Annotated in this window: 18 protein-coding genes and 1 pseudogene; 15 read left to right on the forward strand and 4 right to left on the reverse strand. The window is 69.9% G+C overall.

Translation table 11 applies throughout. From position 1 onward, the window contains the following. Positions 1–5: 5 nt before the first annotated feature. The 5 genes and pseudogenes from ABZ453_RS07615 to ABZ453_RS07635 all read left to right on the forward strand — a co-directional run. Positions 6–935: a hypothetical protein gene (locus ABZ453_RS07615; RefSeq protein WP_359012543.1), complete on the forward strand. Its 930-nt coding sequence runs from the start codon at positions 6–8 to the stop codon at positions 933–935. Continuing rightward, positions 932–1,828 carry a CARDB domain-containing protein gene (locus ABZ453_RS07620; RefSeq protein WP_359012545.1) on the forward strand — a complete coding sequence of 299 codons (897 nt, stop codon included), beginning with the start codon at positions 932–934 and terminating at the stop codon, positions 1,826–1,828. Before ABZ453_RS07615 ends, ABZ453_RS07620 begins: the two co-directional genes overlap by 4 nt. 20 nt (positions 1,829–1,848) lie before the next feature. Continuing rightward, positions 1,849–4,947: an alpha-N-acetylglucosaminidase TIM-barrel domain-containing protein gene (locus ABZ453_RS07625; RefSeq protein WP_359012547.1), complete on the forward strand. Its 3,099-nt coding sequence runs from the start codon at positions 1,849–1,851 to the stop codon at positions 4,945–4,947. A gap of 190 nt (positions 4,948–5,137) precedes the next feature. Continuing rightward, positions 5,138–5,857 (forward strand): beta-glucanase, encoded by a 720-nt coding sequence (locus tag ABZ453_RS07630; protein WP_359012549.1) that lies wholly within the window; start codon positions 5,138–5,140, stop codon positions 5,855–5,857. Positions 5,858–5,995: 138 nt separating this feature from the next. Further along, a pseudogene (locus ABZ453_RS07635) lies at positions 5,996–6,148 on the forward strand (cytochrome P450); the annotation flags it as partial. Between the two features lie 73 nt (positions 6,149–6,221). Here the strand turns inward: ABZ453_RS07635 and ABZ453_RS07640 are convergent. Continuing rightward, positions 6,222–7,031, reverse strand: coding sequence for an SDR family NAD(P)-dependent oxidoreductase (locus tag ABZ453_RS07640; protein WP_359012551.1), 810 nt, complete (start codon positions 7,029–7,031; stop codon positions 6,222–6,224). 242 nt (positions 7,032–7,273) lie between these two features. On the opposite strand from ABZ453_RS07640, the gene ABZ453_RS07645 reads away from it, so the two are divergent. Next, entirely contained in the window at positions 7,274–7,915 is a 642-nt protein-coding gene (locus tag ABZ453_RS07645) for a hypothetical protein (RefSeq protein ID WP_359012553.1), read from the forward strand. Positions 7,916–8,001: 86 nt separating this feature from the next. Here the strand turns inward: ABZ453_RS07645 and ABZ453_RS07650 are convergent, their stop codons facing one another. Further along, positions 8,002–10,266, reverse strand: coding sequence for a M4 family metallopeptidase (locus ABZ453_RS07650; RefSeq protein WP_359012555.1), 2,265 nt, complete (start codon positions 10,264–10,266; stop codon positions 8,002–8,004). A 475-nt stretch (positions 10,267–10,741) separates the two neighbouring features. After that, positions 10,742–11,377, reverse strand: coding sequence for a TetR/AcrR family transcriptional regulator (locus ABZ453_RS07655; RefSeq protein WP_359012557.1), 636 nt, complete (start codon positions 11,375–11,377; stop codon positions 10,742–10,744). Positions 11,378–11,594: 217 nt separating this feature from the next. On the opposite strand from ABZ453_RS07655, the gene ABZ453_RS07660 reads away from it, so the two are divergent. From ABZ453_RS07660 to ABZ453_RS07680, 5 genes are all read left to right on the forward strand, one after another. Next, entirely contained in the window at positions 11,595–12,398 is an 804-nt protein-coding gene (locus tag ABZ453_RS07660; protein ID WP_359012559.1) for an SDR family NAD(P)-dependent oxidoreductase, read from the forward strand. Between the two features lie 43 nt (positions 12,399–12,441). Continuing rightward, positions 12,442–13,563, forward strand: coding sequence for a DUF5938 domain-containing protein (locus ABZ453_RS07665; protein WP_359012561.1), 1,122 nt, complete (start codon positions 12,442–12,444; stop codon positions 13,561–13,563). Between the two features lie 44 nt (positions 13,564–13,607). Next, positions 13,608–15,158, forward strand: coding sequence for a long-chain fatty acid--CoA ligase (locus tag ABZ453_RS07670; protein WP_359012563.1), 1,551 nt, complete (start codon positions 13,608–13,610; stop codon positions 15,156–15,158). A 311-nt stretch (positions 15,159–15,469) separates the two neighbouring features. Beyond that, the gene (locus tag ABZ453_RS07675; protein ID WP_359012565.1) at positions 15,470–17,362 is read left to right on the forward strand and encodes a putative Ig domain-containing protein; all 1,893 of its coding nucleotides are present in this window, start codon (positions 15,470–15,472) and stop codon (positions 17,360–17,362) included. Positions 17,363–17,731: 369 nt separating this feature from the next. Continuing rightward, a complete protein-coding gene (locus ABZ453_RS07680; protein WP_359012567.1) occupies positions 17,732–20,035 on the forward strand; it encodes a protein kinase in 2,304 nt (767 codons plus the stop codon). Positions 20,036–20,094: 59 nt separating this feature from the next. Here the strand turns inward: ABZ453_RS07680 and ABZ453_RS07685 are convergent, their stop codons facing one another. After that, positions 20,095–21,516 (reverse strand): amino acid permease, encoded by a 1,422-nt coding sequence (locus ABZ453_RS07685; RefSeq protein ID WP_359012570.1) that lies wholly within the window; start codon positions 21,514–21,516, stop codon positions 20,095–20,097. A gap of 190 nt (positions 21,517–21,706) precedes the next feature. On the opposite strand from ABZ453_RS07685, the gene ABZ453_RS07690 reads away from it, so the two are divergent. The 4 genes from ABZ453_RS07690 to ABZ453_RS07705 all read left to right on the forward strand — a co-directional run bounded on the left by ABZ453_RS07690 (position 21,707) and on the right by ABZ453_RS07705 (position 26,219). Next, positions 21,707–22,402 (forward strand): FCD domain-containing protein, encoded by a 696-nt coding sequence (locus ABZ453_RS07690; protein WP_359012572.1) that lies wholly within the window; start codon positions 21,707–21,709, stop codon positions 22,400–22,402. 58 nt (positions 22,403–22,460) lie between these two features. Continuing rightward, positions 22,461–23,903 carry an APC family permease gene (locus ABZ453_RS07695; RefSeq protein ID WP_359012573.1) on the forward strand — a complete coding sequence of 481 codons (1,443 nt, stop codon included), beginning with the start codon at positions 22,461–22,463 and terminating at the stop codon, positions 23,901–23,903. 71 nt (positions 23,904–23,974) lie between these two features. After that, positions 23,975–25,288 carry a Gfo/Idh/MocA family oxidoreductase gene (locus ABZ453_RS07700; RefSeq protein ID WP_359012575.1) on the forward strand — a complete coding sequence of 438 codons (1,314 nt, stop codon included), beginning with the start codon at positions 23,975–23,977 and terminating at the stop codon, positions 25,286–25,288. Positions 25,289–25,367: 79 nt separating this feature from the next. Further along, complete coding sequence (locus ABZ453_RS07705; protein ID WP_359012577.1) at positions 25,368–26,219, forward strand: MarR family transcriptional regulator; 852 nt, start codon at positions 25,368–25,370, stop codon at positions 26,217–26,219. Positions 26,220–26,249: the final 30 nt, after the last annotated feature.

Genomic DNA, 26,249 nt, shown 5'->3' on the forward strand with positions numbered 1-26,249 from the left:
GCGGCGTGAGCGCACGTACGGACACCCTCGGTCCCCTCCTCACCGTCACCACCCTACCGACCGAACCGGCCGGCGGCGACGCCGTCACCGGCACCGCGGTCCTCGTCAACGACTGCCCGTTCCCCCTGCGCGGCGCCGTCCTGTACCTGGTGGACCCCGGCGCGACGGCAGCCGCACGCACCATCCCGCTCGGTGACGTGCGCCGCGGCGCCAGGATCACCCGCAGCTGGCGTACGTCGATGCCGGCCGACGTCGCCGGGGACGTCGCGTTCACCGCGCACCTGGTCTTCGACGTGGACGGACGCAGCTCCGACTGCGCGCGGGCCGCGAAGACCGTCAGCGTGCCCTATGAGCCGAACGGCGTGCGCGACCCGTACCAGACGTTCGCCACCACCGACGACGCCCGGTTCGGCCAGTACGGCAGCCAGTTGGTGATCTGGGCGGGCGGCGCCGACCTGTCCGGCGGCCGTGACGAGAAGGGCGGCATCCGCCTTCCCGGATCCGTCGCCGCATCGAGTGTCGTGCAGGTCAAGACGGTCAGTCTCACCGGGAGCGACAACCCCAGCGCCAAATACGGGATCGCCGTCGCCCACGACCTGACCGCTCCGGAGGAGGGCGGCTACGCGGTGCTCACCATGTCGCAGTCCTACGGCGTGGAGTTCATGACCGACAGCGACGGCGACGGACACCTCGACACCTGGGCGGGCGGCGGCGCTTCCACCCACCCCGCCTGGCTGCGCCTGATCCGCTCCGGCACCACCTATACCGCGTACTCCACCACCAACGGCCTCGCCTGGAACGAGATCGCAAGCGTGACCGTGCCCTCCGCGACCGGCACGCTGGACGCCGGCTGTGTGGCCAGCGCGGTGAACCTCAACCATCCCGGCACGACGATCAGGGCCGTGTTCGACCGCTTCACCGTGGAGGAGTCTTGAGCGCCTACCGCCCCGAGGAGGACTTCCTCCCGCCGCCCGTCTCACTCACCGTCACCCCGGCCGCCCCCGAACCGGGCAAGACCGTGACCCTGACCGCCACGCTCACCAACACCAGCAGGATCGCGCTGCGCGGCACCACGCTCTATCTCGCCGTGGACGGCAGCGGAGAACCGGACAGCCTGGGCAGTCTCGCGCCCGGACGGTCGGTGACCCGCACCTGGCGGACCCGGCTCTCCGACGACGCCGAGGGCCGGACGACCTTCACCGCGCACGCCCTGTTCGACGTGCACCGCCACGGCTCCGACTGCACGCGCGCCACGTCCTCCGTCCTGCTGCCCTACCGCTCGCTGCACGGAGCCTTCGACAACGCGGGGATCGCCTCCGACAACGCCCTCACCGTCGCCGACATCGACGGCTCGCACTCCAGCCTGTCCGCCGAGGCGCTGGCGTCGGTGGGGCTGACTCCGGGGGCCGAGGTCACGTACGACGGCGTGACCTTCACCTGGCCGGACACCGCGCCCGGCAACCTCGACAACGTCGTCAGTGCCGGCCAGACCGTGCTGCTGTCGGGCTCCGGCTCCCGCCTGTCCTTCCTCGGCACCAGCACCTGGGGAGAAGGCAGGGGCGACGGCAAGGTCGTCTACGGCGACGGCACGGAACAGCCCTTCTCCGTCGCCGTCCAGGACTGGTACGGGTCGAGCTCGGCCGCCGCGGTGGTGGTCCCCTACCGCCACATCGCGACCGGCCGGGACGACAGCCCCGTCAGCCTGTTCACCTTCGGTGTCGACCTGACGGCAGGCAAGGAGCTGCGCTCCCTGGTCCTGCCCAAGGTCAGCGACGGCCTCCAGTCGGGCGTCCCCGCCCTGCACATCTTCGCCATGACGGTCAACTGAGCCCTGCCGGAAGGACGTTCATGCACAGCAACCGAGGCGACCTAGGCGTCACAGGTGTCACCCGCAGACGGGTCCTGACGGGGACGGTCGCGCTGGGCGGCGGCGCACTGCTGGCCCGGCCGCAGGGCGCGTACGCGTCCGGCGGCACCCTGTTCGACACCGCCCCCGCCGCGGCGGCGCTGAAGCGGGTGCTGCCCGACCACCACCGGCAGATCACCCTGCGGGCCCTCGCCGACGACACCGACCGCTTCCGGGTCACCGGCCGGGCCGGGCACATCACGGTGGAGGGCACCAGTACCGGGGTGTTGCTCACCGGCCTGCACACCTACCTGCGGCGGACCGCGCACGCCTCCGTCTCCTGGACCGGCGAGCAGCTGAACCTGCCGCGCACCCTCCCCGCGCCCGCCGAGGAGATCACGGGTACGGCCGACGTGCCGCACCGCTTCGCCTTCAACGACACCAACGAGGGCTACACCGGCGCCTACCGCACCTGGGACGCCTGGCAGCACGAGCTGGACGTGCTCGCCCTGCACGGAGTCAACCGGGTCCTCGTCTACATCGGCGGTGACGCCGTGTACTACGACACCTTCCGCCGCTTCGGCTACTCCGACGCCGCGCTGCGCGCCTGGATTCCGGCCCCCGCCCACCAGCCCTGGTGGCTGCTGCAGAACATGTCGGGCTTCGGCGGACCGGTCTCAAGGCAGCTCATCGAGCGGCGGGCCGCGCTCGCCGGGAAGATCGTCGACCGGATTCGCGACCTGGGCATGACGCCGGTCCTGCCGGGCTACTACGGCACCGTTCCGGACGACTTCCCGGCCCAGCACGGCGGGGACGCGGCGGTGGTGGCACAGGGCACCTGGGGCGCATTCAAACGCCCCGACTGGCTCGACCCGCGCACCATGGCCTTCCGCGAGGTGGCCGCCGCCTTCTACCGCGCCCAGACGGAGCGGTTCGGTGACAGCACGATGTACAAGATGGACCTGCTCCACGAAGGCGGAAACCCCGGAGACGTGCCGGTGGGCGAGGCCGCGAAAGCCGTCGAGGCGGCGCTGCGGAAGGCACACCCGGGGGCCGTGTGGGCGATCCTCGGCTGGCAGACCAACCCCTCCAGGGCACTGCTCGACGGCGTCGACAGGAGCCGGATGCTGATCGTGGACGGGCTGTCGGACCGGTACACCACCGTCACCGACCGGGAGAGCGACTGGGGCGGCACCCCGTACGCCTTCGGCAGCATCTGGAACTTCGGCGGACACACGCCGATCGGCGCCAATGCCCCGGACTGGGTCGAGCAGTACCCCAAATGGCGTGACAAGGAGGGCAGTTCACTCGCCGGTATCGCGGCGATGCCGGAGGCTGCGGACAACAACGCGCCCGCCCTGGCTCTGCTGACGGACCTCGCGTGGACACCGGGAACCGTCGACCTGGACGACTGGTTCGCCGCCTACGCCCTCTCCCGCTACGGCGGCCGGGACCGGCACGCAGCCGCCGCCTGGCAGACGATCCGCGACACCGCGTATGACATGTCACGCGCGGACTCCTGGAGCGAGGCCCCCGACGGCCTGTTCGGCGCCCGTCCGAGCCTGACGGCGAACAAGGCCGCCGCCTGGGGCCCGGAGAAGGACCGCTACGACACCACGGCCTTCGACACCGCGCTCACCGAACTCCTCGCCGTACGCCCCGAGTTGCGGGGCAGCTCGGCCTACCGGTACGACGTCGTGGACGTGGCCCGGCAGGTCCTGTCCAACCGCAGCCGGGTACTGCTGCCGCAGATCAAAGCCGCGCACGCGGCAGGGGACAGAGCCCTCTTCGGCCGACTGACCAGGACCTGGCTGACCTGGATGGACCTCCTCGACGACCTGCTGGCCACCTCCGGCCCGCACTTGCTGGGGCGGTGGCTCGCCGACGCCCGCTCCTGGGGCAGCGACCGGGCAGAGAAGGACCGCCTCGAGTACGACGTCCGCTCCCTCCTCACCACGTGGGGCGGACGCGCCAGCAGCGAAGAGGGCCTGCACGACTACGCGAACCGGGAGTGGTCCGGGCTGGTCGGCGGCCTCTACCGCACCCGCTGGAAGACGTTCTTCGACGCCCTCGCCACGGAGAAGGACCCGGCGACGATCGACTGGTTCGCCCTGGAGGACGGCTGGGCGCACGCACACGAGACTCATCCGACCGAACCCCACGGTTCCGCGTACGTCCTGGCCCGCCGCGTGCGCGACCTGCTCGCCGCCTCTCCCCATCAGGCGGCCCTCGCCGCGGCGGCCGACCGGGCGGCGGTGGCCGAGGGCACGCCCGCGACGGTGACGGTCAGCTTCACCAACCGAAACGGGTTCACGCCCGCACGCGATGTGACCCTTTCCGTCGCGGTCCCCAAGGGCATGACGGCGAAACCGCTCGATCCGGTGCGCACGCCCTCGGTGACGTCCGGTGGCACGTTCACCGCCCGCTTCGAGATCTCTCTGGCGGGCGAGCCCACGCAACTGGTCGGCCAGGTCGTCGCGGCGGCGGTGTACGCGGGCGGCGGGAAGGCGGTGGCGCCGGTACGGCTGCTGGCCGCCACCGGAGTCGAGGACCCGTACCGCACGGTCTCCTACAACGACGCGGTGTTCGGCCAGTCCGGGGACGAGATCGCCATCGAGGGCGCCGGGGCGGACCTGTGGGGCGCCACCAACGAATTCGGGGCCGTGTACCGGGCGGGCGCCTGTCTCGACACGACCGTCGCCGAGGTCAGGGTCACCGCCCAGGATCCGACCGGGGGCTGGGCGCGGGCAGGCATCGTCGTCCGCGACGACCTGGCTGCTCAGGGAAGCGCCGGCTATGTGAACCTGGCGGTCACGCCGTCCAACGGGTGCGCGCTGAGCTGGGACGCCGACGGCGACGGCCGTTTCGACTCGATCGAACTGTCGGGGTCCTTCACCGCGCCGGTGCGGCTGCGGCTGACCAGATCCGGCGCCTCGTACCTCGGGGAGGCCAGCACGGACGGCGTCACCTGGACGACGGTGGGCACCGCCACCCCTTCGGGTGCGGCCGCCGCACAGGACATCGGAATCTTCATGACCGCGGCCAACGGCTGGACCGGCACACGGGGCATGGTCACCTTCGACGGCTTCAAGGTGACCTGACCCCTGCAACCCGGCATCAAGAAGGGTTCCTGCATTCGCGTCTCATCCACGCGTTCGACCCCACCGCACACACCTTTCCCTCAGGAGGACGAAGAGGAAGCCCGGTCCGGTGACAACCGAGTGGCCAAGGGCCCGCACGGGCAGCACTCGGACGATCCCGCACCGCTTTCGACCACCACGGAGCACGCTAGTGAGCGATGTTGTCTTCACAGCCGATTTCACCTCCGAACGCCAGTGGGTCGCGGGGCGTTCCTGGGCCTATCCCGACGGTGGCCCGACCAACCCGGGCGACAACAAGCTGGACTACCTCACGTCGGACCCCGCCTACTCCCGCACGGGAACGTTCCGCGCCACCCGCCGAACGGACGGCTGGTGGAACACCGGCCTGCTCACCACCGAGGGAAGCGAGGAAGGCTTCACCGTGCGCACCGGCGACCGGCTCAGGGCCAGGGTCCGCCTGCCCGCCGGGCTGGGCGCGTGGCCGGCGATCTGGACCTGGCGGGACGGAGGCAACGAGGTCGACGTCTTCGAGTACCACCCCGACAACCCGGATCTCCTGGAACTGTCCAACCATGTCCGGCAAGGGCAGAAGTATCTCCGAAGTCCGGCGGTACGTCCTGGCGCGACCATCGAACTGGAGGTCACATTCGGCCGCCGGGATGTGGTGTGGTCGCTCGACGGGACGGAGGTCTTCGCCGACGGACGGGGCGTAGGCGCTCACTGGCACGCCTACCTGATCGTCAACCTCTCTGTCTGCGCGGGCCGTTACCACCCGCCCCCCGACCCCGCAGCCACCGAACTGTCCTTCCGCGTCGAGACCCTCGCCGTGCACCGCCCCCCGATGCCCTCGGTGCCGCACCAGGCAGTCCTGGACGCCCGTAGCGAGTGGGAGGCAGGTGCCGGCTCCTGATCAGCGAACAGCGTCGGCTCCCCATGGCAGGGCGTGCGTGCCGGCCGCACGTGTCCCGGCCCCGGGCATGGGCACCCGGTGGGCATGGAGGTGCCGACCTCACCCTTGATCGACCGTTCGCTGCCTGCTCTCGCCAAGCTCGAGGCGCTCGCGCTCCGCCTGGACGATCTTGAATTCACCGTCCCGGACCAGGACCTGAGGATCTCCCTGCGGCGCATGCCGGCGCGCGTGCGCAGTGGCTTCGCCTACGGGACGTGCGGGACGTGCGGGTGCCCGGCGCGCATACGCTGACGACCGTGTGACATGACACGGGCGTTTCTCTCTGTCCGGTGCCCGGTGGTACGCGACGACGGTCGCTCTCACGTCATTCCGTCGGCTGCTCGGGGTCCTTGCCGGTTCCCGGCTCCGCCATCCGCCGGTGCGCCACGGCCTTGACCCCGTCGGGCAGCACCTTCCCCGCCATCTCCTGGGCCTTCGTCTTCAGCGAGCCGGCCACGGTCTTCTTCTCGCCCTTCATGATCGCCTCGAACGCCTGCTCGGCCACTGTGGCGGGATCGTCCTTCTTCATGGTGCCGATCCGGGTGTCGTCCGCCGTGCCCGCCCTGCGGAAGAAGTCCGTGTCCGTCGGGCCCGGCATGAACGAGGTGACCGTCACACCGGTGTCCTTCACCTCCTCCGCCAATGCCTGGGCGAAGGACTGCACGAACGACTTGGAGGCGTTGTACACCGGCTGGAAGGCACCGGGCATCGTCGCCGCGACGGACGAGGTGAACGCGATCCGTCCCGCGCCGCGCTTCACCATGCCCCGAAGCAGTGGCTTGGCCAGCCGCACGGTGGCGGTGACGTTGAGATCGATGACCTCCTGGTCGTCGGTGAGATCAGTGTCCACGAACGCGCCGCCCTGGCCGACCCCGGCGTTGAGGACGACGACGTCCATCGTCAGCCCATCCAGCGCGTCCAGCAGCAGGTACCGGCCCTTGGCGGCCCTCAGATCGGCGCGCACCGCGCGGACTTCCGCGCCCGTCTCCCGCAGAGCCCGTGCCGCGGACTCCAGCCGTTCGTCTTCGGCGTTCACCACGAGGTCGTAGCCGTGCAGGGCGAACCGCCGTGCCAGCTCTAGGCCGATTCCACCGGATGCGCCCGTGACCAGGGCGAGGGGTCGTATGTCAGTCATATGGGCCGGGTAACCCACTCCACCGGTGGCAACCAGGTCGGTCAGGCTTCCGCTCCGCTGGCATTCAGACATGTAATGGAGAACAATGCTCATTCCTTCCGTACCATCGCTACGACACAGCTGTGCGGCAGCAACCACGGCGAATCACGCGTCACCAGGCCGTGCAGCGTACGCATAGGACACCGCACATGCTGCCGTCTGCCGATCGGCGGCCGAGGCAACCGGGAAAAGGAGTGAGGACCATGTCCGAAACCAACGCTGTGACAACCGAGTTGACGACACAGTACGGCGCACAGGTAGCCAGTGACCTGGAGCGCAACCTCAAGGAGCAAGACCGTGTCCGCGAGGAGATCGAGGCACTTCAGGAGCAGTTGGGCGCCCTCCAGCACGACCACACCATCCTGGTGAATGTCCAGCAGGCCCTCGGACTTCCCAGCGCTCCCGCACAACCGGAGCCCGAAACAGCCACGGCAGTGCCCGCGCCCCGTAAGCGGGCGCCCGCGCCCGTATCGCGCTCGGGCAAGCAGAGGCGGACCGACAAGTCAGCCGGCAAGGAGGCCGCGCCGGCCGGCAAGGAGGCCCGTAAGCGGAGCACCGCCGCCTCATCGGCCGGGCCGCGAGCCGTGCCCAAACTCGTCGACCTCGTCCGCGAACACCTGGCCGGCCTGCACGAGCCCCGCTCCGCCGCCGAGATCTCCGCCGAACTCGAACAACAGCACCCCGACCGGGAGATCAAGACCAAGATCGTGCGCCTGACCCTCGAAGGGCTCGTTGCCAAGAACCAGGCGCAGCGCACCAAGCAGGGCCGCTCGGTCTTCTACACCACCCCCGAAGCCACCCAGCCCGACCCGAAGGACGAAGCCGAGACGGAACAGCCTGTCTGACGACTCCGTGGAACTTCAACTCCCCCGTATGTCTCCGTGCCGCTGCCCGGACCGGCGGGTCCGGGCAGCGGTGTGTCGTTCATGGGTCAGGGCGTGAGCTGCCAGCGGGCGATGTAGCCGACGTCGATGGATGCCCGGTCCTGCACGCGCAGTTTCCACGTGCCGTTGAGCGGCTGCGCGGAGGCGTCGACGGTGAAGGTCTGGTCGACGTTGTCCGCGGAGCCGCCGCTGCGGTTGAGCAGGGAGTAGACGGTGCCGTTGGGACCGACCAGGTCGACGGTCAGGTCACCGCGGTAGGTGTGGACGATGTTGACGTAGACGGAAGTGGTCGCGGAGGCGTTGCCGTCGCGGCCGGTGATGGTCACCGGTGACTCCACGGCGGGTCCGTTGTCCGGGATGTCCACGCGGGTGGAGTTGGCGTAGACATAGGCGATCCGCCAGCTGAAGGTCTTCGAGACGGACGCACCCGTGCTGTCGGTGACCTTGACGGTGACATCGCCGGTGCCGAGGGTGGTCGGCGTGCCGGTGATGAGACCGCTCGGGCTGATGCTCAGGCCGTCGGGCAGCCCGGTGGCCTCATAGGTCAGAGCGGCTCCGGAGTTGGTGGTGTAGGCGTCCAGTTGGAGGCTGACCGCCTGGCCGATACCGCTGGTCTGGTCGACGATCGGGGCGAGGTTGACTCCGAGGGCGATGCGGTGGCCGACGTTGATCGCTGCCCAGGCGTCGGCGACGGCGAGGTAGGTCGGGCTGTAGGCGCCGTAGAGGTCGGCGGCGGCTGACAGGGTGGCGGTGCGGGCGCCGGCGTAGTCGGTGGTGGAGGTCATGTACGTCGTCAGGGCGCGGTACCAGATGGCGGCGGCGTTCTGGATGCCGATGCCGGTGACCGACTGACCGTCGTAGGTCGGACTGTCGTAGGAGACGCCGTTGACGGTCTTGGCGCCGCTGCCCTCGGAGAGCAGGTAGAAGAAGTGGTTGGCGGGGCCCGAGGAGTAGTGGACGTCCAGGCCGCCGAGGGAGGGGCTCCAACTGTCGGCGGAGGCACCGTCCTTGGAGGGCTTGTCCATGTACCGCAGCGGGGTGCCGTCGCCGTTGATGTCGATCTTCTCGCCGACCAGGTAGTCGCCGGGATCGGCCGGGAGATTCTCGTAGAACTCCACGGCGGCGGCGAAGATGTCGGAGGTCGCCTCGTTGAGGCCGCCGGACTCGCCCGAGTAGTTCAGGCCCGCGGTGGCGGCGGTGACACCGTGGCTCATCTCGTGGGCCGCGACGTCCAGCGCGGTCAGCGGGTGGGTGTTGCCCTCTCCGTCGCCGTAGGTCATGCAGAAGCAGGAGTCCTGCCAGAAGGCGTTGACGTAGTTGTTTCCGTAGTGGGCACGGCTGTAGGCGGCGACACCGTCGTTGCGGATGCCGTTGCGGCCGAACGTCTCCTTGTAGTAGTCCCAGGTGGCCGCGGCACCGAACGCCACGTCGACGCCCGCGGTCTGACGGTTCGAGGGCAGTCCATTGCCCCAGACATCGTTGTCGTCCGTGAAGAGGGTGCCGGTGCCCGACGTGCCCTGGTTGAGGTCGTACGTCTTGTGCCCCGCGCGGTCGGGGTCGGTGAGCTGGTACGTCGATCCCGACTGGGTGGTGCCCAGCGGGACCGTGCCGACGTACTCGCCGGTGCCTGTGCCCGTGTCCACCTTCTCGTCGGCCAGGAGCTGTTTTCCGGTGCTGGCGTCGGTGACGACCTGCAACTCGCTGGGGGTGCCGTCCCGTTGCACGCCGGCGACGACGCTCTCCCAGGCCAGGACGGGCTTTCCGGAGCCTGCCCAGATCACCAGGCGCGGCTTGCGCTCGATCTTCGAGCCCTTGACCCGGGCGTGCTCGGAGGCCGTCTCAGCCTTGTCGGCGGCGACGGCCGAACGGATCCTCGCGCTGAGCGAGGACACGGTGAGGGCCGCCCGGCTCGCCTTGGTGACGGTGATACGACCGCTGTTGTCGTGGACGACGAGATCGCCGCCGAGGACGGGCAGGCCGGCGTAGGTGCGCTCGTAACGGGTGTGCGTGGTGCCGTCGGCGTCCTTGACGACGTCCTTGACGAGGAGCTTCTCCTTGGCGCCGAGGCCTATGTGGCGTGCCGTGCCGACTGCCGCGGACTGGGCGGTCTTCAGCAGAGCGGTGCGGCGGGCGGGCGTCAGGGATGCCGGCAGGGCACCGGCGCGGGGCTTGGCGGTGATCTTCGCGGGGCCCGGATCGGCCGGGGCGGCGGTGGCGAGGCCGGGGAGGGCGAGGGCGAGCAGGGACCCCAGGGAGGTGAGAGCGAGCGCGGCGCGTCTGCGCCGGGCGAAGCTGCGATCTTGCAGGGACAACGGGTTCTCCTTCGATATGACGGCCCGTGGCGGACCGCGGGCGGCACGGAGCGGCAGAGGACGCCGGTCTGGAGGCTGCACGGCATGCGGGTGGAAGGAGGTGGGGGGTGGGAGTGGTACTGCGAGTGCACCGCGTGGTGAATCTGTCAAGGAACGGTGAACTTCCTGCAGAAGGCTGACACCGCAGACCCGATACTGTCATGCGCCGGTCAAGCAAACGGCTGGAAATGGTCATGAAGATCTGGCAAATCGGAAGGGATGACGCCGGTTTTCGGCCGCCCCCCGCGTGTCGCTACGGCGAGGACGGGTGCCCGAAGCCGGACCGGACTGTCGGACCCCGGCTCCGATCCCGCGCGCGGTCGGTCGCCCCTCCACCGGGCTCCGTCACGTCGGCCCCCCGGCACGACACTGGGGCAGACGGCGCACGACGCGTGCTGCTGCAGTCGGCCGACCCGACGCGCTCAGACCGACGCGCTCAGACCGACGCCATCAGCTGCTCCAGAAGCAGCGTGACGCTCGTCCTCAGGTCATCCGCGGCGCTCTCGCGGCCGCCCAGATGTCCCAGCAGCGCCTGTTGGAACGCTCCGTCGAACACGGCGTACGCCGCGGGAGATGGCACCGCCGGCGCCCTGCCTGCCAACTCCGCGTAGAGGCTGACGATGCGCCAGATCATGCGCTCCAGACTCTGGTCTATGGCGAGGACGTCGTCCCGGAAGGACTCCTCGAACAGGCTCTGGTTGCGCAGGTCGTACCAGAGCCGGTGCATCGGCGCGTCCTCGCGCAGTGTGCCGGCCATCGCCTCGGCGAAGCCCTCTTTGAGCTCCTCGGCCGTGCCCGCGGTGACGACGATCTGGTCGTAGCGGGTGACGCACTCGGCCTTGTACTGCCGCACGCAGAAGGTGATCAGTTCCACCTTGTCGCGGAAGTAGTAGTGCAGGACGCCGTGGGAGAACTCGGAGTTCTGCGCGATCTCGCGCATGCTCGTGCGGGCGTAGCCGAGTTCGGACAGGGTCTGCAGCGCGGACGCCGCCAGCTGCGCCCGCCTCTTGGCGAACTTGTCGACCTGGCGCCGGGAGATCCGGTCCTGGTTCTTGCCCAGGGTCTGGGTCACGGTGAGCCTTCCGTCCGCCCTTCCGATGGCCCGCACCCTGCGGACTCGGCCCCAGGCTACCGCGACGGACGGCCCGCACCCAGTGTTCCCTTGGACGCTCGTCCAGAAAAATCTTGACAGTCGTACAAGAAAGTCTTGACGACTGTCAAGACGTGCTCGACGCTGACGTTGCACGGCACGCAGCCGGCACACAGCCATCTCGACGAGGAGATGTTCCATGAGCGTGTACGACCTGACCGGGCGCAGGGCGCTGGTGACCGGCGGAGCCCGGGGACTGGGCGCGGGGATGGCGGAGGCACTGGCCCGGGCCGGCGCCGCCGTGATCATCGGCGACATCCAGGAGGAGACCGGCAAGGCGACGGCCGACTCCCTGCGGGCGTCCGGCGCCACCGCCGGATTCGTCCACCTCGACGTGACCGAGGACGCGAGCTGGGAATCGGCGGTGTCACAGACGGTCGGCGAACTCGGCGGCCTGGACATCGTCGTCAACAACGCCGGAATCGAGATCTCCGCCCTGGTCGTCGACCTGGACCCGGCCGACGTCCGTCGCATGCTGGAGGTGAACGTCCTCGGGACGGCCCTTGGCATCAAACACGCCTTCCGGGCGATGCGCCCCGGGGGTCCGGCCGGCGCCGGCGGCGCGGTGGTCAACATCGCTTCGGTCGCGGCGACCATCGCCTTTCCCGGCATCTCGGGCTACTCCGCGACGAAGTCTGCTGTGGACCGGCTGACCCGGGTCGCCGCACTGGAGTCGGGCAAGCTCGGCTACGGCGTGCGCGTGAACTGTGTCTTTCCCGGCCTGGTACCGACTGAGATGGGCGCCCGGCTCGCCGCGGACATGGAGACTCTCGGGCTCTTCCCCAGCGCCGAGGCGGCGGTCGGCGAAGTGATCGGTCAGACCCCGCTGGGCCGGCTCGGCGAGGTGGCCGACATGGCCGACGCCGTGGTCTTCCTCGCCTCCGACGGCGCCCGCTTCATCACCGGAGCCGGTCTGCCGGTCGACGGCGGCATGGGCATGTGACGGGCTTCCCCCAGCACCTCCAGGTACGAAAGGCCGATCCCTCATGAGCAACACCAAGCCCGTCGTCGTCTACGGGGCCTCCGGCTACACCGGCCGTCTGGTCTGCGAATACCTCCGCGAGTACAACATCCCCTTCATCGCCGCCGGACGCGACAAGGCCCGTATCCAGGAAGTCCTCGACAAGGTCCCCGGCATCGACACCGTCGAGCACGAGGTCGTCGAGGTCGAGCACGCGGTCGGACCGCTGACGGAGCTCTTCCGCGGCGCCAAGGTGGTGAGCAACATGGTCGGCCCGTTCATCAAGTACGGGCCGGAGGTCGTCGAGGCCGCCCTCGCCGCCGGCTGCCACTATCTCGACACGACGGGGGAACAGGACTGGGTCCTCGACGCCCAGACACGATGGGCCGACGACTACGCCGAGAAGGGACTGCTCCTGTCCCCCGGCGTCGCGCAGATGTACACCACCGGCGAGATCGCCGCCAACATCTGCCTGGAGACCCCCGGCCTGGACACCCTCGACATCCTGGTGCTGTGGAAGGGCTTCCCCACCTACGCCTCGACCCAGACGATCTTCACCATCCTCAAGGCCGACTGGTACTACCTGGAGGAGAACCAGTACCGCCGGTGGGACCCGCTCACCGCCCTCGAGGTCGCCGTCCCCGGGCAGCATGAGACGGCTCTCGCCCTGCCATGGGGCGGCACCCTCCACCCCGTGTGGTTCAAGAACGACCCCAGGGTCGCGACCTGCAAGGTCCTCGGCGGAGTCACGGACCGCGCCGTCATGCAGGGCGTGGTGGAGACGGTCAAGATGGTCGAGTCGCAGATCAAGACCCTGCCCGCTGACCAGCAGGACGCCGCCCTCGCCGAGGTGGCCGCCTCGGTGCAGGCGGGCATGCCGCCCCGGGAGAACCCGCGCATCAACACCTCCGTGGACTCCGTCCACGCCTCTGGCCCGCTGGGACGTGCCCACTGTGTGATCCACGGCAACAGCAACTACAAGCAGACCGGGCTGCTGCAGGCGTACGCCGCCCATTCGTTGCTGCAGCAGCCGCCGCGCCGGGTCGGCCTGGCCTCGGCCTGCCAGGCGTTCGGCCACCGTGAACTGCTGGGTGTGCTCAAGGCGTTCGGGCTCGTGCTCGACCCGGTCCTCACCGTCCACAGCTGATTCCCGGACCCCGCCGACAGACTCGGAGAAACGAGGATGACGCCGTGCGTCTGACCGACTATCTGGACAAGGGCACCTCCCTGGGACCCGACGCCCCCTGCCTGACCACGGGGGGCCACACCCTCACCTATGGCGAGGTGCAGGAACTGTCCTGGCAGGTGGCCCGGGCACTGGACCGGTCGGGCGTACGGCCCGGGGACAAGGTGGCGGTGCTCTCCGCCAACGACCCCACCGCCTTCTCCTGTGTGTTCGGCATCTCCAGGGCGGGCGCGGTGTGGTGCCCCGTCAACCCGCGCAACGAGGCCGCCGAGAACCGGGAGTTGCTGGATCTCTTCGACTGTGTCTGCCTGATCTTCCAGGGGGCGTACGCCCCTCTGGTCGCGAAGATCCTTCCCGACCTGCCGAGGCTGACCACGCTGGTCTGCCTCGACGGCTCCCCGGCCTTCGCGACCTCCCTCCTTGCCTGGCTGGACGGCCTGCCCGGCGGTCCGTGGGAGGCGGCACCGGCCGACGACACCGTCATGCTCGTCGGCACGGGCGGCACCACGGGTCGGCCCAAGGGCGTGATGCTGACCGACCGGAACATCGAGACCATGTCGGCGCTGACGCTGATGAGTTACCCCTTCGACCCCCGCCCGGTCTACCTGGCGCTGGCCCCACTGACCCATGCCGCCGGGGTCCTGTGCTTCCCCGTCATGACGCTGGGCGGCGAGATCGTCATCATGCCCACGCCGGACCTCACCGAGTTCCTCGTACTCCTCGAACGGCACCGTGTCACGCACACGTTCCTGCCGCCGACGCTCATCTACATGCTCCTCACCCATGCGAACCTGGCCGCCACCGACCTGACCTCACTGCGCTGTCTCTGGTACGGCGCCGCACCGATGTCGGCGGCCCGGCTGGAGGAGGCCATCGAACGGATCGGCCCGGTCATGGCACAGCTCTTCGGCCAATCCGAGGCACCCATGATGATCTCGACCATGGCCCCGGAGGACCACGTTCGCGCCGACGGCTCCCTCGCCGTGGAGCGTTTCGCCTCAGCCGGCCGGCCCTCACCGCTCGTGACCGTCGCCATCATGGACCCCGGGGGGACACTGCTGCCGCCCGGCGAACGCGGTGAGATCGTCGTGCGCGGCTCGCTGGTGATGGCGGGCTACTACAAGAACCCCTCCGCCACCCGGGAAGCGTCCCGGCACGGCTGGCACCACACCGGGGACATCGGCTACCTCGACGCCGACAACTACCTGTTCATCGTCGACCGCGCCAAGGACATGATCATCAGTGGCGGTTTCAACATCTACTCCGCCGAGGTGGAACAGGCGGTGATGGAACACCCCGCCGTCCAGGACTGCGCGGTCATCGGGCTGCCGGACGACAAGTGGGGCGAGCGCGTGACCGCCGTCGTCCAGCTCCACACCGAAGCGAACGCGGCGAGCGTCACCAGTGCCGGCATACGCGACTTCGTCAGGGCCCGGATCGGGAGCGTCAAGGCTCCCAAACAGGTCGAGGTGTGGCCCGACCTTCCCCGCTCCAAGGTGGGCAAGGTCCTCAAGAACGAGGTCCGATCCCAGCTGCTCGGGACCGCATCCGACTGACGGGACCGCCACGGCGGGTGTGGCGATCGGCACCCGCGGTGCGCACCCGCCCCAGTGAGTCCCGGGCCGGCCATCCACGAGCCGCGCTCCGCGACCTCGTGGTGCCGGGGGTATGAGGCGGGGTTTCGTCGACGACGACATTGTGTTGCAATGCCCATGCCATGCTGACAGGCCGAGGGGGGCTCATGGCACGCGCAGTGCGCACTGTCGTGTTCCTTGTACTGTTGCTGGTCACGGCGGCGCTGTCGCCGCACCAGGCCGAATCGGATACCGGATCACCAACCCGATTACAGGCGTCCGGGTCGATGCGGGTGTGCCCCAACCCTGACCCCGGCCACGTCTCGTGTCTCGCGTTCGTCCGGACGAGGGCGGCGGGCGGGGCCACGACAGCACGGGCGGCTGCCGCCGAGGACACACCCTTCGGTTATGGCCCCGCCGATCTGCAGAACGCCTACAGGCTGCCATCGGCCACGGCCGGCGCGGGCCGAACGGTGGCGGTGGTCGACGCCTACGACGACCCCAACGCCGCCGAGGACCTTTCCGCCTACCGCGCCCAGTACGGGCTGCCGCCGTGCACCGAGGCGTCCGGCTGCTTCACCAAGGTCGACCAACGAGGCGGAAACGCCTTCCCCGAGGCCGACGACGAGTGGGCCATGGAGATCTCCCTCGACCTGGACATGGTCTCTGCCGCCTGCCCCAACTGCCGCATCCTGCTGGTGGAGTCGGACAGCAACAGCATCGAGGACCTCGGCGCTGCCGTGAACACCGCCGTCGACAAGGGTGCGGGCTACGTGTCCAACAGCTACGGCGGCGACGAGGACCAGAGCGAACTCGCCGACGACACCGCCTACTTCCACCACCCCGGCGTCGTGGTGACCGCCGCCGCCGGCGACGACGACTACGGCACCGAATACCCCGCCGCCTCGCCCTTCGTGACCGCGGTCGGCGGCACCACACTTCTCAAGGACTCCAGCAGCCGCGGCTGGTCCGAAACCGTCTGGGGCGACTTCCTCAACTACACCGGTGGCACCGGCTCGGGCTGCTCCAGCCAGGAGCCCAAGCCCTCCTGGCAGTCCGACCCCGGCTGCCCACGCCGGATGCTGAACGACGTCTCCGCTGTCGCCGACCCCGACAACGGCGTCGCCATCTACGACAGCTACCAGGACGACTCCTTCGGCAACTGGTTCGTGGCCGGAGGCACAAGCGCATCCTCACCCCTGGTCGCCGCCGCCTACGCGCTGGCCGGCCCCCCGCGCCCCGGCTCCCTGCCCGCCTCCTACCCCTACACCCACCCCGCCGCGTTCAATGACGTGACCTCCGGCGAGAACGGCTTCTGCGACGACGACACCGAGTACTTCTGTACTGCGGCGACGGGATACGACGGCCCCACCGGGCTCGGCACGCCGGCCGGTGTGTCCGCCCTCTCCGGCGCGGTGACCACCGACGGCACCACCGTCACCGTGACCGTGCCCCCCGACCAGAACACCCGCACCGGCACTCCCGTGTCCCTCCAGACACAGGGCAGCGACTCCGCCTCGGGGCGCACCCTCACCTACACCGCCTCGGGACTGCCTCCCGGAGTGTCGCTCAACCCCACGACCGGCCTGATCTCCGGCGCACCCACCACCTGGGGCACCTGGGGCGTCACCGTCACGGCGCAGGACTCCGCCGGAGCGTTCGGCGCCGCCTCCTTCACCTGGCGGATCACCACCGCCGAAGGGTGCTACCCGGGCCAGATACTCGGCAATCCCGGCTTCGAACTGCCCGACTACCCACCCTGGACCGGGCAGTCACCCTGGTTCCTCACCGACACCACCAGCGACATCCCCGCCCACTCGGGCCACTACCTCAGCCTGTACGACCACCTGGCCGCCTCCCAGAAAGCCCGCACCCTGCGTCAGACCATCGCCCTCCCCAGCGGCTGCCCAACCGTCACGCTCAGCTACTGGCTTCGGCCCGTCACCGAGCTCACCCCGACCGACGCCGCCAAGGACACCCTGCAGGTCCGCGTCCTGGACCAGGCCGGGACCGTCCTCGCCACCCTGGCCACCTACTCCAACAAAGACGCCACCCAGACCTACCAACAGCACACCCACGACCTGTCGGCCTACGCCGGACGAACCGTGACCCTCGCCTACACGGTCACCTCCAAAGCCGCGGCAACCGACTTCGCCCTGGACGACACCACCCTGACGGTGCGCTGAAAAACCACCGCCGCGACGGGCACCGTCTCCCTCACAGCCGGGCCACCAAGAGGCCGGTCGGAACAGGTGAGCTTCAACACATCGGAGGTCTTTGTCGTATACAGGCATCACACAGCATCGCTGTTGCGTATCGCGCACTGTTCCCGCAGTACAGGCACGTGTCACCGGCGTCATGACGTCTCGTCAAATAGGCCTGCGTGAAGGGAAGAAGGGGCTGGTCAGCTACTTCCGGGTAGCGGAGAGCGGCTGTCGAGATGAACCCCAGCCGTCACTCCAGCCTCTACTGTGTTGCCAGACCCCTTCCGGGCCTCTCCCCCACCAGCGGGCGGGACTCCCGTCTGCCACCACCAAGAACAGGCAGCCGCGGGTATGAAGCCACTGCGCCCAGAAGATCCCGAACAGCTGGGCCCCTACCGCCTCGTGGCCCGGCTCGGAGCGGGCGGAATGGGCCGCGTCTATCTGGCCACGTCGCCGGCCGGCCACGCCGTCGCGGTCAAGGTCATCCGCCCCGAGATGGCGGAGGACAAGAACTTCCGCATCCGTTTCCGGCGCGAGGTGGCGGCCGCGGCGGCTGTCGGCGGCACCTACACCGCGTCCGTGGTGGACGCCGCTCCGGACGCGGAGACGCCGTGGCTCGCCACCACCTACATCCCCGGCCCCACCTTGGCCGAGGCGATCGCCGAACACGGGCCCCTACCGGTGGAGACGGTTCTCGCCCTCGGCGCCGGCATGGCCGAGGCGCTCAGCGCGGTGCACGCCCAGGGCCTGGTGCACCGTGACCTCAAACCCTCCAACGTGCTGCTCGCCGCCGACGGACCACGTGTCATCGACTTCGGCATCGTCCGCGCCCGCGACGGCTACCAACTCACCGCCACCGGAGGCGTCTTCGGCTCCCTGGAGTACATGTGCCCGGAACAGGCGACCGGGGATCCGATGGGAGCGGAGGGCGACGTCTTCTGTCTCGGCTCGGTACTGGCCTTCGCCGCGTGCGGGCGCCCACCGTTCAGCGGCGCCGCTGCGGCGACCCTCCTCTACCAGGTGGTCCACGGCTGGCCCGACCTGACCGGCGTGCCTGAGCCGCTCGAGAAGATCATCGGGCTCTGCCTGGCCAAGGATCCCGCCCTGCGGATCACACCCGACCGACTCTCCGCGGCGTGCGCCCCCGGCGGCGTCGAACAACTGCTGACCGAGGCGTGGCTGCCCGCTCCGGTGGCGGCGACCGTGGCTCGCTATCAGGCCGCCGCCATGGATCTCGTACCGACACCGGCCGCCGAGCCGATCACCACCGACCTCGCCCGGAGCAGGACCGGAGCGAACGGCGCCCGCCCGGCTGGTGACACCGATTGCGGGAGTGGTGAAGCGCAGGACAGCGCAGAGTCCCAAGGCGCCGTGACGCCCCGGGCAGAGGCGAACTTCGCCGGCCCGACGACATCGGAGCAGTCCGACCCGTCCGAGAAGCCGGCCCCCGAGGCCCCGCCCTCGCGTGCGCACCGTCGCTCCCCCAGGCACTCCGGTCTCTCCCGGCGCTCGATGCTCGCCGCCGCCACCGGCCTGGCGGTGGCCGGAGGGGCCACCGCACTCGTCGCCGTGCGGAGGAAGCCCCGCACCCGCTCCGCGTCTTCCATCGTCTCCGCGCCCGAGCCGAACTGGGTCTACGCCAGCGCCCCGTTGCTGCAGACCCCGGCGGTCTTCAACGACGGCACCGCCCTGCTCAAGGCCCGCCCGGGCTCCGTGATCTGCCTCGACCTCCACGACGGCTCCCACCCCAAGTGGATCTACCAGGGCATCAGCCTCTCGCCCACCCCCGTCCTGCTGGCCGACGGCGCGGCCGTCGCCCTCGGCACGGGCGCCACGGTGATCGGCGTCGATCCGGCCGGCGGGACCGAGCGGTTCACCCTCGACTTCGGCACGGACTTCCAGTTCGACCAACTGCTGGGCGTCTACGACGGCTTCACCCTCTCCGTGCTCGGCGCCCGGCTGGAGCGCCAGTCGACGGAGCAGGGCGTCGCGACCTCCACCGACGCGGTCTTCGCCGTCGACCTCCAGGCCCGACAGGCCGAGGTCATACCGATCAGCCCGGAAGACGTCGGCATCCCGCTTCAACCGGTCGTCACCTCCGACTACTTCGTCTACGCCGACGGCCTGCGCAACGTCTCCGTCCGTAGCACCCGCGACGCCGGCTCCCTGCGGTGGCGGCACCCGGTCGGCTACGACCTGCGGCCAGGTATCGCCGTACTCGGCCAGACCGTCTTCGCCATCGGCTCCGAGCTCATCGCCCTGGACCTCGGTACCGGCAGGCTCCGCTGGCGCGCGAAACCCGAGCACGGCTTGTTCACCTCCCTCGGAACGGGCGGCAACACCGTCTACGCCATCGGCAACGACCCCCACGGCGTCTACGCCTTCAACGCGGCGAACGGCTCACGGCGCTGGTTCTGCGCGACGCCCCAACTCGACGGCGACCATTCCATCGCCGTCGGACCGAAGGCCGTCTACGCCGCCGCCCTGGAGAACAAGAAAGGTTTCTTCGCCATCGACGCCGCCACCGGCCGCCCGCGGTGGAACTTCACGGACGGCCGGGACACCGGCATCAACGGCTGGCAGATCTCCTGCGACCGAGCCGGCCATCTGGTGGCTCACCACTACGACCGCGTCTACGGCCTGCCGAGCGCCTGACAGCGGCGTCGGCCCCGGGTACGGTGCCGCCGTACCCGGGGCCATCGCGCAGAGGGTTGCTAGGGCGACGTGACCAGCTCGTCCCGCTTACGCCTCGCCCGCTGGCGGACCAGTGCGAAGGCCACCACGCCGAGCGCCACCAGCGTGGACAGGACCACCTGGTCGCGTCCGCCGCCATCCGCCGTGTCGGTCAGCATGTAGCCCAGCACGAAGGTGATCAGGGCGATGGTGGCCCAGGTCAGGTAGGGGTAGAGCCACATCCGCACGACGAGCTTCTCCGGCGACTCCCGCTGGATGATCTTGCGCATCCGCAGCTGCGAGAAGCAGATCACCAGCCAGACGAACAGCGCGATCGCGCCGGAGGAGTTGAGCAGGAACTGGAAGACGGTGTCGGGCCACAAGTAGTTGAAGGCGACCGCGACGAAGCCGAAGACCACCGAGGCCAGGATCGCCGTGCGCGGCACACCGCGCTGGGTGGTGCGGGCGAAGGAGGCCGGGGCGTCGCCGCGCCCGCCGAGCGAGAAGGCCATGCGGGAGGCGGTGTACAGGCCGGAGTTGAGACAGGACAGCACCGAGGTCAGCACGATCGCGTTCATGATCTGGGCGGCGTGCGGGATGCCGATGGAGCTCAGGGCGGCGACGTAGGAACCGTCCTTGAGGATCGCCGGGTCGTCCCAGCGCAGCAGCGACACCACGACGAGGATCGAACCCAGGTAGAACACCGCGATCCGCCAGATCACGCTGTTCGTGGCCTTGGTGACCGCGCCCCGCGGGTCCTGGGACTCGCCGGCCGCGAGCGTGACGATCTCACTGCCCATGAAGGAGAAGACCACCATCAGCACGCCGGTGAGGATCGCGCCCGGTCCGTGCGGCAGGAATCCGCCGTGCGAGGTTAGGTAGGAGAAGCCGGACGCAGGGTGGTCCGAGCCGGGCAGCAGACCGAAGATCGCGAGGCCGCCGAGCACGATGAACGCGGCGATGGCGACCACCTTGATGCCCGCGAACCAGAACTCGAACTCGCCGTAGGAGCTGACCGAGGCCAGGTTGGAGGCGGTCAGCACGACCATGACGATCAGGGCCCAGCCCCACTGCGGGACGGCGGGCACCCAGCCGGCCAGGATCTTGGCCCCGGCGGTCGCCTCCACGGCGAGCACCACGACCCAGAAGAACCAGTACAGCCAGCCGATGGTGAAGCCGGCCCAGCGGCCCAGCGCCCGGTCGGCGTAGGCGGAGAAGGAGCCGGACGTCGGGTTGGCCGCCGCCATCTCGCCCAGCATGCGCATCACGAGGACGACGAGGACGCCGACGAGGGCGTAGGAGATGAGGATGCCGGGGCCGGCGGCGGCGATGCCGGAGCCGGAGCCGACGAACAGGCCGGCGCCGATGACACCGCCGATGGCGATCATCGACAGGTGCCGGTTCTTGAGCCCCGGCTTCAGGCCGGGTTCGGTGGGAGGACTCTGGGTGAGCGTTGAGGTCATCGCGACATCCATGAGAGGAGTGGGGACGGTGACCGGGAAATTAGTTCAGTACGATCCAAAAGAACAAGACTTGTTTAACTGTTCATCGTGCTCTATTTTACGTGCAACGCGGAGCCGCTACGTCCGTAGGAGCCCCATGCACATCTCACGCGGGCCGTGACCCCGCTCAGCAGGCGGTTAAGGTGACGTCGTGGCCAAGACAGCGGGCAAGTTCGTCTCCGGGGTGCTCGACGTCCGCGCCCTGCCCGGCAGGGGACAGACCGGATCGGAACTCGTCCGCTCACGGATCGCCCTACGGGTACGCCTGAGGTCCGACACACCGGGAGACCGGCTGCCCGACGTCGGCGTCCTGGCCGAGGAACTCGGCATCGGTGAGATCACCGTCCGCCGGGCCCTGGAGGGCATGTGCCAGGACGGTCTGCTGGACCGTCGGCGCGGCAGGGCCGGCGGCACCTTCGTCGCCCAGGACTGGGACACCGTCGTGGCCGTGATGCACGACCCCGACGAGGCGGCCTCACTGGACGCCGTCCACGCGCTGCTGGAATGCGGTCTCGTCTCCCACGCCGTGGGCGAGGTGCCGCAGGACCGGCTCGACGGACTGCGGGCGCTGACCGACGAACTGGACCGGACCGACGTACCGGACCGGTTGCTCGAACTGGAGACCCGCTTCCACCTCGACCTCGCCGAGGCGCTCGGGGGCCCCGGCATCCGCGAGTTCGCCGCCGACCTGCTCGGCCGCCAGTGCCTGCTGCTGCCCGCCCCGCCCCCCGAGGTCGTACGGGCACGCAACCGCCACCACTCCGATCTGCTCGACGAACTCGCCCGCGGCGCCATGGCCCCCGCGGTGGCCGCGGTCAAGGCCCACCGCAACGCCGGAACGGCCTGAGGCCCGCCCAAGCCCCCGACACCGCCACCGCACCGACCCCGTACGAGGAGCCGCCGTCATGCCCGACACCGAAACCGCCGGCCCGCCCCAGCGGCTGCGCGGCGGCGTGCTCGGCATGGCGGACATCGCCGCCGCCACCATGGCCAACGTCGGCCCCGCCATGAGCTTCTTCTTCGGATTCGCCTTCCTCGCCACCACCGCGGGCGTCGCCTCCCCGCTGACCATCCTCACCGCCGGCGTGGCCGTCGCGCTGCTGGGCAACACCCTCGCCCAGTTCTCCCGGGCACACCCCTCGGCGGGCAGCTTCATCACCTTCGTCGGCAAGACCTTCGGCCCCGTCAGCGCCGTGACCACCGCCCTGCTGGCCGGCCTCGGCTACATCATCGCCATGGCCTCCGTGATCGCCATCTCGGGCGGCTTCGTGCAGATCACCCTGCACCACTACACCGGCGTCGACATCCCGTGGATCATCTGGACCCTGCTGCTGACCGGCGCGTCGGTGGTGCTGATGCTGCGCGGCATCGTCGTCTCCACCAAGTGGGCCGGCTACTTCTTCGCCGTGGAGATGCTGGTCCTCGTCGTGGTCTCGGTCGCGGCACTCGTCGAACACCGCGGCAACCTGTCCGCCGCGCCGTTCCTGCCCGACCACATCCACCACGGCCTCAGGGGCCTGGCCGCCGGCTTCCCGCTCGCCGTGTACCTCTTCGTCGGCTGGGAGAACTCCGCGGCCCTGGCGGAGGAGACGGAGAACCCGCGGCGCAACGTCGGCCGCGCCGTGTTCTCCTCCGTGGGCATCATGACGGCGAGCTACATCCTCTTCTCCTACGCCACCGTCACCGGCTTCGACTACGACGTCCAGCGGCTAGGCGACTCGCCCATCCCCTTCATCGACGTCGCCCACGACACCCTCGGCGCACTGGCCTTCCTCGCCTACGTCGGCGGCCTGACCTCCACCCTCGGCGTGCTCATCGCCGGCATCAACTCCCAGGCGCGGCTGGTGTTCAACGCCGGACGCGAGGGACTGCTGCCGTCCGTCCTCGGCTACGTCCACCCCGTACGCCGTACGCCGAACAACGCGATCGTCACCTTCGCTGTCACCGCCCTGCTGATCATCGGCGGCTGGGGCCTCGGCCATCTGCTCGGCGCGGACGGCGGTCCGATGGACCCCGTGGTCTTCTTCACCGAGTCCTCGACCCTGGGCACCATCCTGATCCTGGTGGTCTACCTGGCCTCCAACATCGCCCTGCCCTTCTACTACCGGCGCTACCGCCCGCAGGAGTTCCGCACGGTCCGCCACCTGGTGCTGCCGACGCTCGGCGCCCTGGCGATCCTGGTGCCGCTCTACTACCTGGCCAAGCCCGGCCAGCCCGCGCCGTACAACTGGTTCCCGGTCGCGGCCCTCGCGGCCCTGCTCCTCGCCGTCGGCTACGCGACCCTCCTGGTCCGCCGAGACCCGGGCCTGGCCGAACGGGTCGGCTCCGTCGTCGCCGACGTGGAGTGAGGCCTACGAAGGCAAGACCCCATCAGCCGCATCCGGCCCTCCCGGGCCGCACGACACCTTTTGGAGAGCCGATGCCTTCCGACACCGCACGCCGCCGCTGCGCCGTGGTGGGACTGGGCGCCCGCGCCCGGCTCTTCACCGCGGCACTCGCCGGTCCCTACGCGGACCGCGTCGAGCTGGTCGGCTTCTGCGATGTCAACCCGCACCGCATGGCCGTCCACAACGAGTGGATCGGCGCCGCGGTCCCCGCCTACACGGCCGAGGACTTCACCGAGATGCTGCGCCGCGAACGCGTCGACCTCGTCGTCGTGTGCACCGTGGACCGCACCCACGACCACTACATCGTGCAGGCCCTGGAGGCCGGCTGCGACGTCGTCACCGAGAAGCCCATGACGACGGACGCCGACCGCGCCCGCCGCATCCTCGACGCTCAGCGGCGCACCGGCCGCGAAGTGCGGGTCGCGTTCAACTACCGCTACAACCCGGTGCACGCGGCCGTCCGCGAGACCATCGCGGCCGGCGAGATCGGCGAGATCGGCTCCGTCCACTTCGAATGGCTCCTCGACCTGCGCCACGGCGCCGACTACTTCCGCCGCTGGCACCGCGAGAAGGCCAACTCCGGCGGCCTGATGGTGCACAAGGCCACCCACCACTTCGACCTGGTCAACTGGTGGCTGGGCACCGAACCCGAGACCGTGTACGCGCAGGGCGGCCTCTTCTTCTACGGTGATGAGGCGGGCCGGCGACGGGGGCTGGCCCGTGACTACACGCGGGCCCACGGCGCCGCCTCGGCACAGGACGACCCCTTCGCCGTACGCCTGGCGGACTCGCCGCTGCTCACCGCCCTGTACCTGGACGCGGAGGCCGCGGACGGCTACCGGCGCGACCAGAACGTCTTCGGGCCGGGGGTGACGATCGAGGACGACATGGCGGTGCTGGTGCGCTACATGTCCGGGGCCACGCTCACCTACCACCTCACCGCGTACGCCCCCTGGGAGGGTTACCGCATCTCCTTCAACGGCAGCGAAGGGCGCCTTGAGCTTCTGGTCGAGGAGTCCATGTGGACACCCTCGGAGGTACAGGTCCGGGGCGACACCGCCGCAGTGCACGGGGACGCGGTGGGTGACACGGCCGGACGCACGGAACTGACCCTGCGGCGCTTCTGGGAACCGCCGCGCGAGATCACGGTCCACACCGGCGAAGGGGGGCACGGCGGCGGAGACGTCCGGATGCTCGCCGATCTCTTCGGTGAGCGCCAGGCCGATCCGCTCGGGCGGGCGGCCGACGCCGTCGACGGGGCGCGCTCCCTGGTGACCGGGCTGGCCGCGAACCGGTCCTTCGAGTCGGGCGGTCCGGTACGGACCCGGGACCTGCTCGACATCTGAGGTTCCGCGGTTCGCTCACCGATGAGTTTCGTCGTGCCGGAAGGTCCATCCCGGCACAACGAGACGAATGGAGAATCCGATGAACACGGCGCACTCGCATCCGACGACCGACATCGCCCGCCGCATGTTCGAGCTCCTGGAGCCGATCTGCCTGGTCACCTTCTTCGCCGACGAGTGCAACGAGGAACTGGCCGCACTCGGCCACCGCACCTACTGGGACGGCTACTTCGCCAGCCGCGCCGCGCCGCTGGGGCGGGTGCCGGCCCAGGTCGTGCACGCGGCCTTCTACAACTTCGCCGACGGTGAGGCCGCCCGGCACATCCCCAGCGCATGGGAGACGATCCCGCCCGAGGCGTCCGTCGCCGCTCGGGAGCGGGGCAGCGCGGCCTCGCTACGACGCATCCTCGGCGAGGAACTCGCCGGCTCCCCGGGCCTGCTGCGCGCCGCCGACCTGACCACCAAGGCAGCGACGAGCGCCCCCACCGAGGGCCGGGTCATGTACGCCGGGATGCGCTCCCTGCCCGTGCCGAGCGACCCGGTCGCCCGGCTGTGGCACTCCGCGACCATGCTGCGTGAGCACCGCGGCGACGGGCACATCGCCGCCCTCGTCGGTGCGCGCATCGGCGGCACGGAGGCCCATATCCTCTCCGCGCTGGATCAGGGCATCCACCCGCCGGAGTCGTTCGGGCGGGTCCATCACCTGCCGAAGGAGCGGCTCGCCGCGGTCATGGACGGCTTGCGGATGCGCGGGCTCGTCGACACCGACGGCCGGTTCACCGACGCCGGCCGCACCACCAAGCAACACATCGAAGCCCTCACCGACGAGCTCGCCGCCCCGCCCTACGAGGCCCTGTCCCCCGCCGAGCTCGACGAACTGATCGCCGCGCTCAAGCCCATCACGGCGACGCTGACGGCCGCGGGATCGCGGTGACAGCCGGACAGTCGGGTCACCTCTCCGAGC

It is taken from the genome of Streptomyces sp. NPDC005799, from assembly GCF_040630525.1.
GTDB lineage: Bacteria > Actinomycetota > Actinomycetes > Streptomycetales > Streptomycetaceae > Streptomyces > Streptomyces griseorubiginosus_B.

Bases quoted from the DNA above. Each gene is read 5' to 3' on its own strand.
- ABZ453_RS07625 (WP_359012547.1), top strand. From the start codon at position 1,849: ATGCACAGCAACCGAGGCGACCTAGGCGTCACAGGTGTCACCCGCAGA.
- ABZ453_RS07640 (WP_359012551.1), bottom strand. From the start codon at position 7,031: ATGACTGACATACGACCCCTCGCCCTGGTCACGGGCGCATCCGGTGGA.
- ABZ453_RS07645 (WP_359012553.1), top strand. From the start codon at position 7,274: ATGTCCGAAACCAACGCTGTGACAACCGAGTTGACGACACAGTACGGC.
- ABZ453_RS07660 (WP_359012559.1), top strand. From the start codon at position 11,595: ATGAGCGTGTACGACCTGACCGGGCGCAGGGCGCTGGTGACCGGCGGA.
- ABZ453_RS07665 (WP_359012561.1), top strand. From the start codon at position 12,442: ATGAGCAACACCAAGCCCGTCGTCGTCTACGGGGCCTCCGGCTACACC.
- ABZ453_RS07680 (WP_359012567.1), top strand. From the start codon at position 17,732: ATGAAGCCACTGCGCCCAGAAGATCCCGAACAGCTGGGCCCCTACCGC.
- ABZ453_RS07685 (WP_359012570.1), bottom strand. From the start codon at position 21,516: ATGACCTCAACGCTCACCCAGAGTCCTCCCACCGAACCCGGCCTGAAG.
- ABZ453_RS07695 (WP_359012573.1), top strand. From the start codon at position 22,461: ATGCCCGACACCGAAACCGCCGGCCCGCCCCAGCGGCTGCGCGGCGGC.
- ABZ453_RS07700 (WP_359012575.1), top strand. From the start codon at position 23,975: ATGCCTTCCGACACCGCACGCCGCCGCTGCGCCGTGGTGGGACTGGGC.
- ABZ453_RS07705 (WP_359012577.1), top strand. From the start codon at position 25,368: ATGAACACGGCGCACTCGCATCCGACGACCGACATCGCCCGCCGCATG.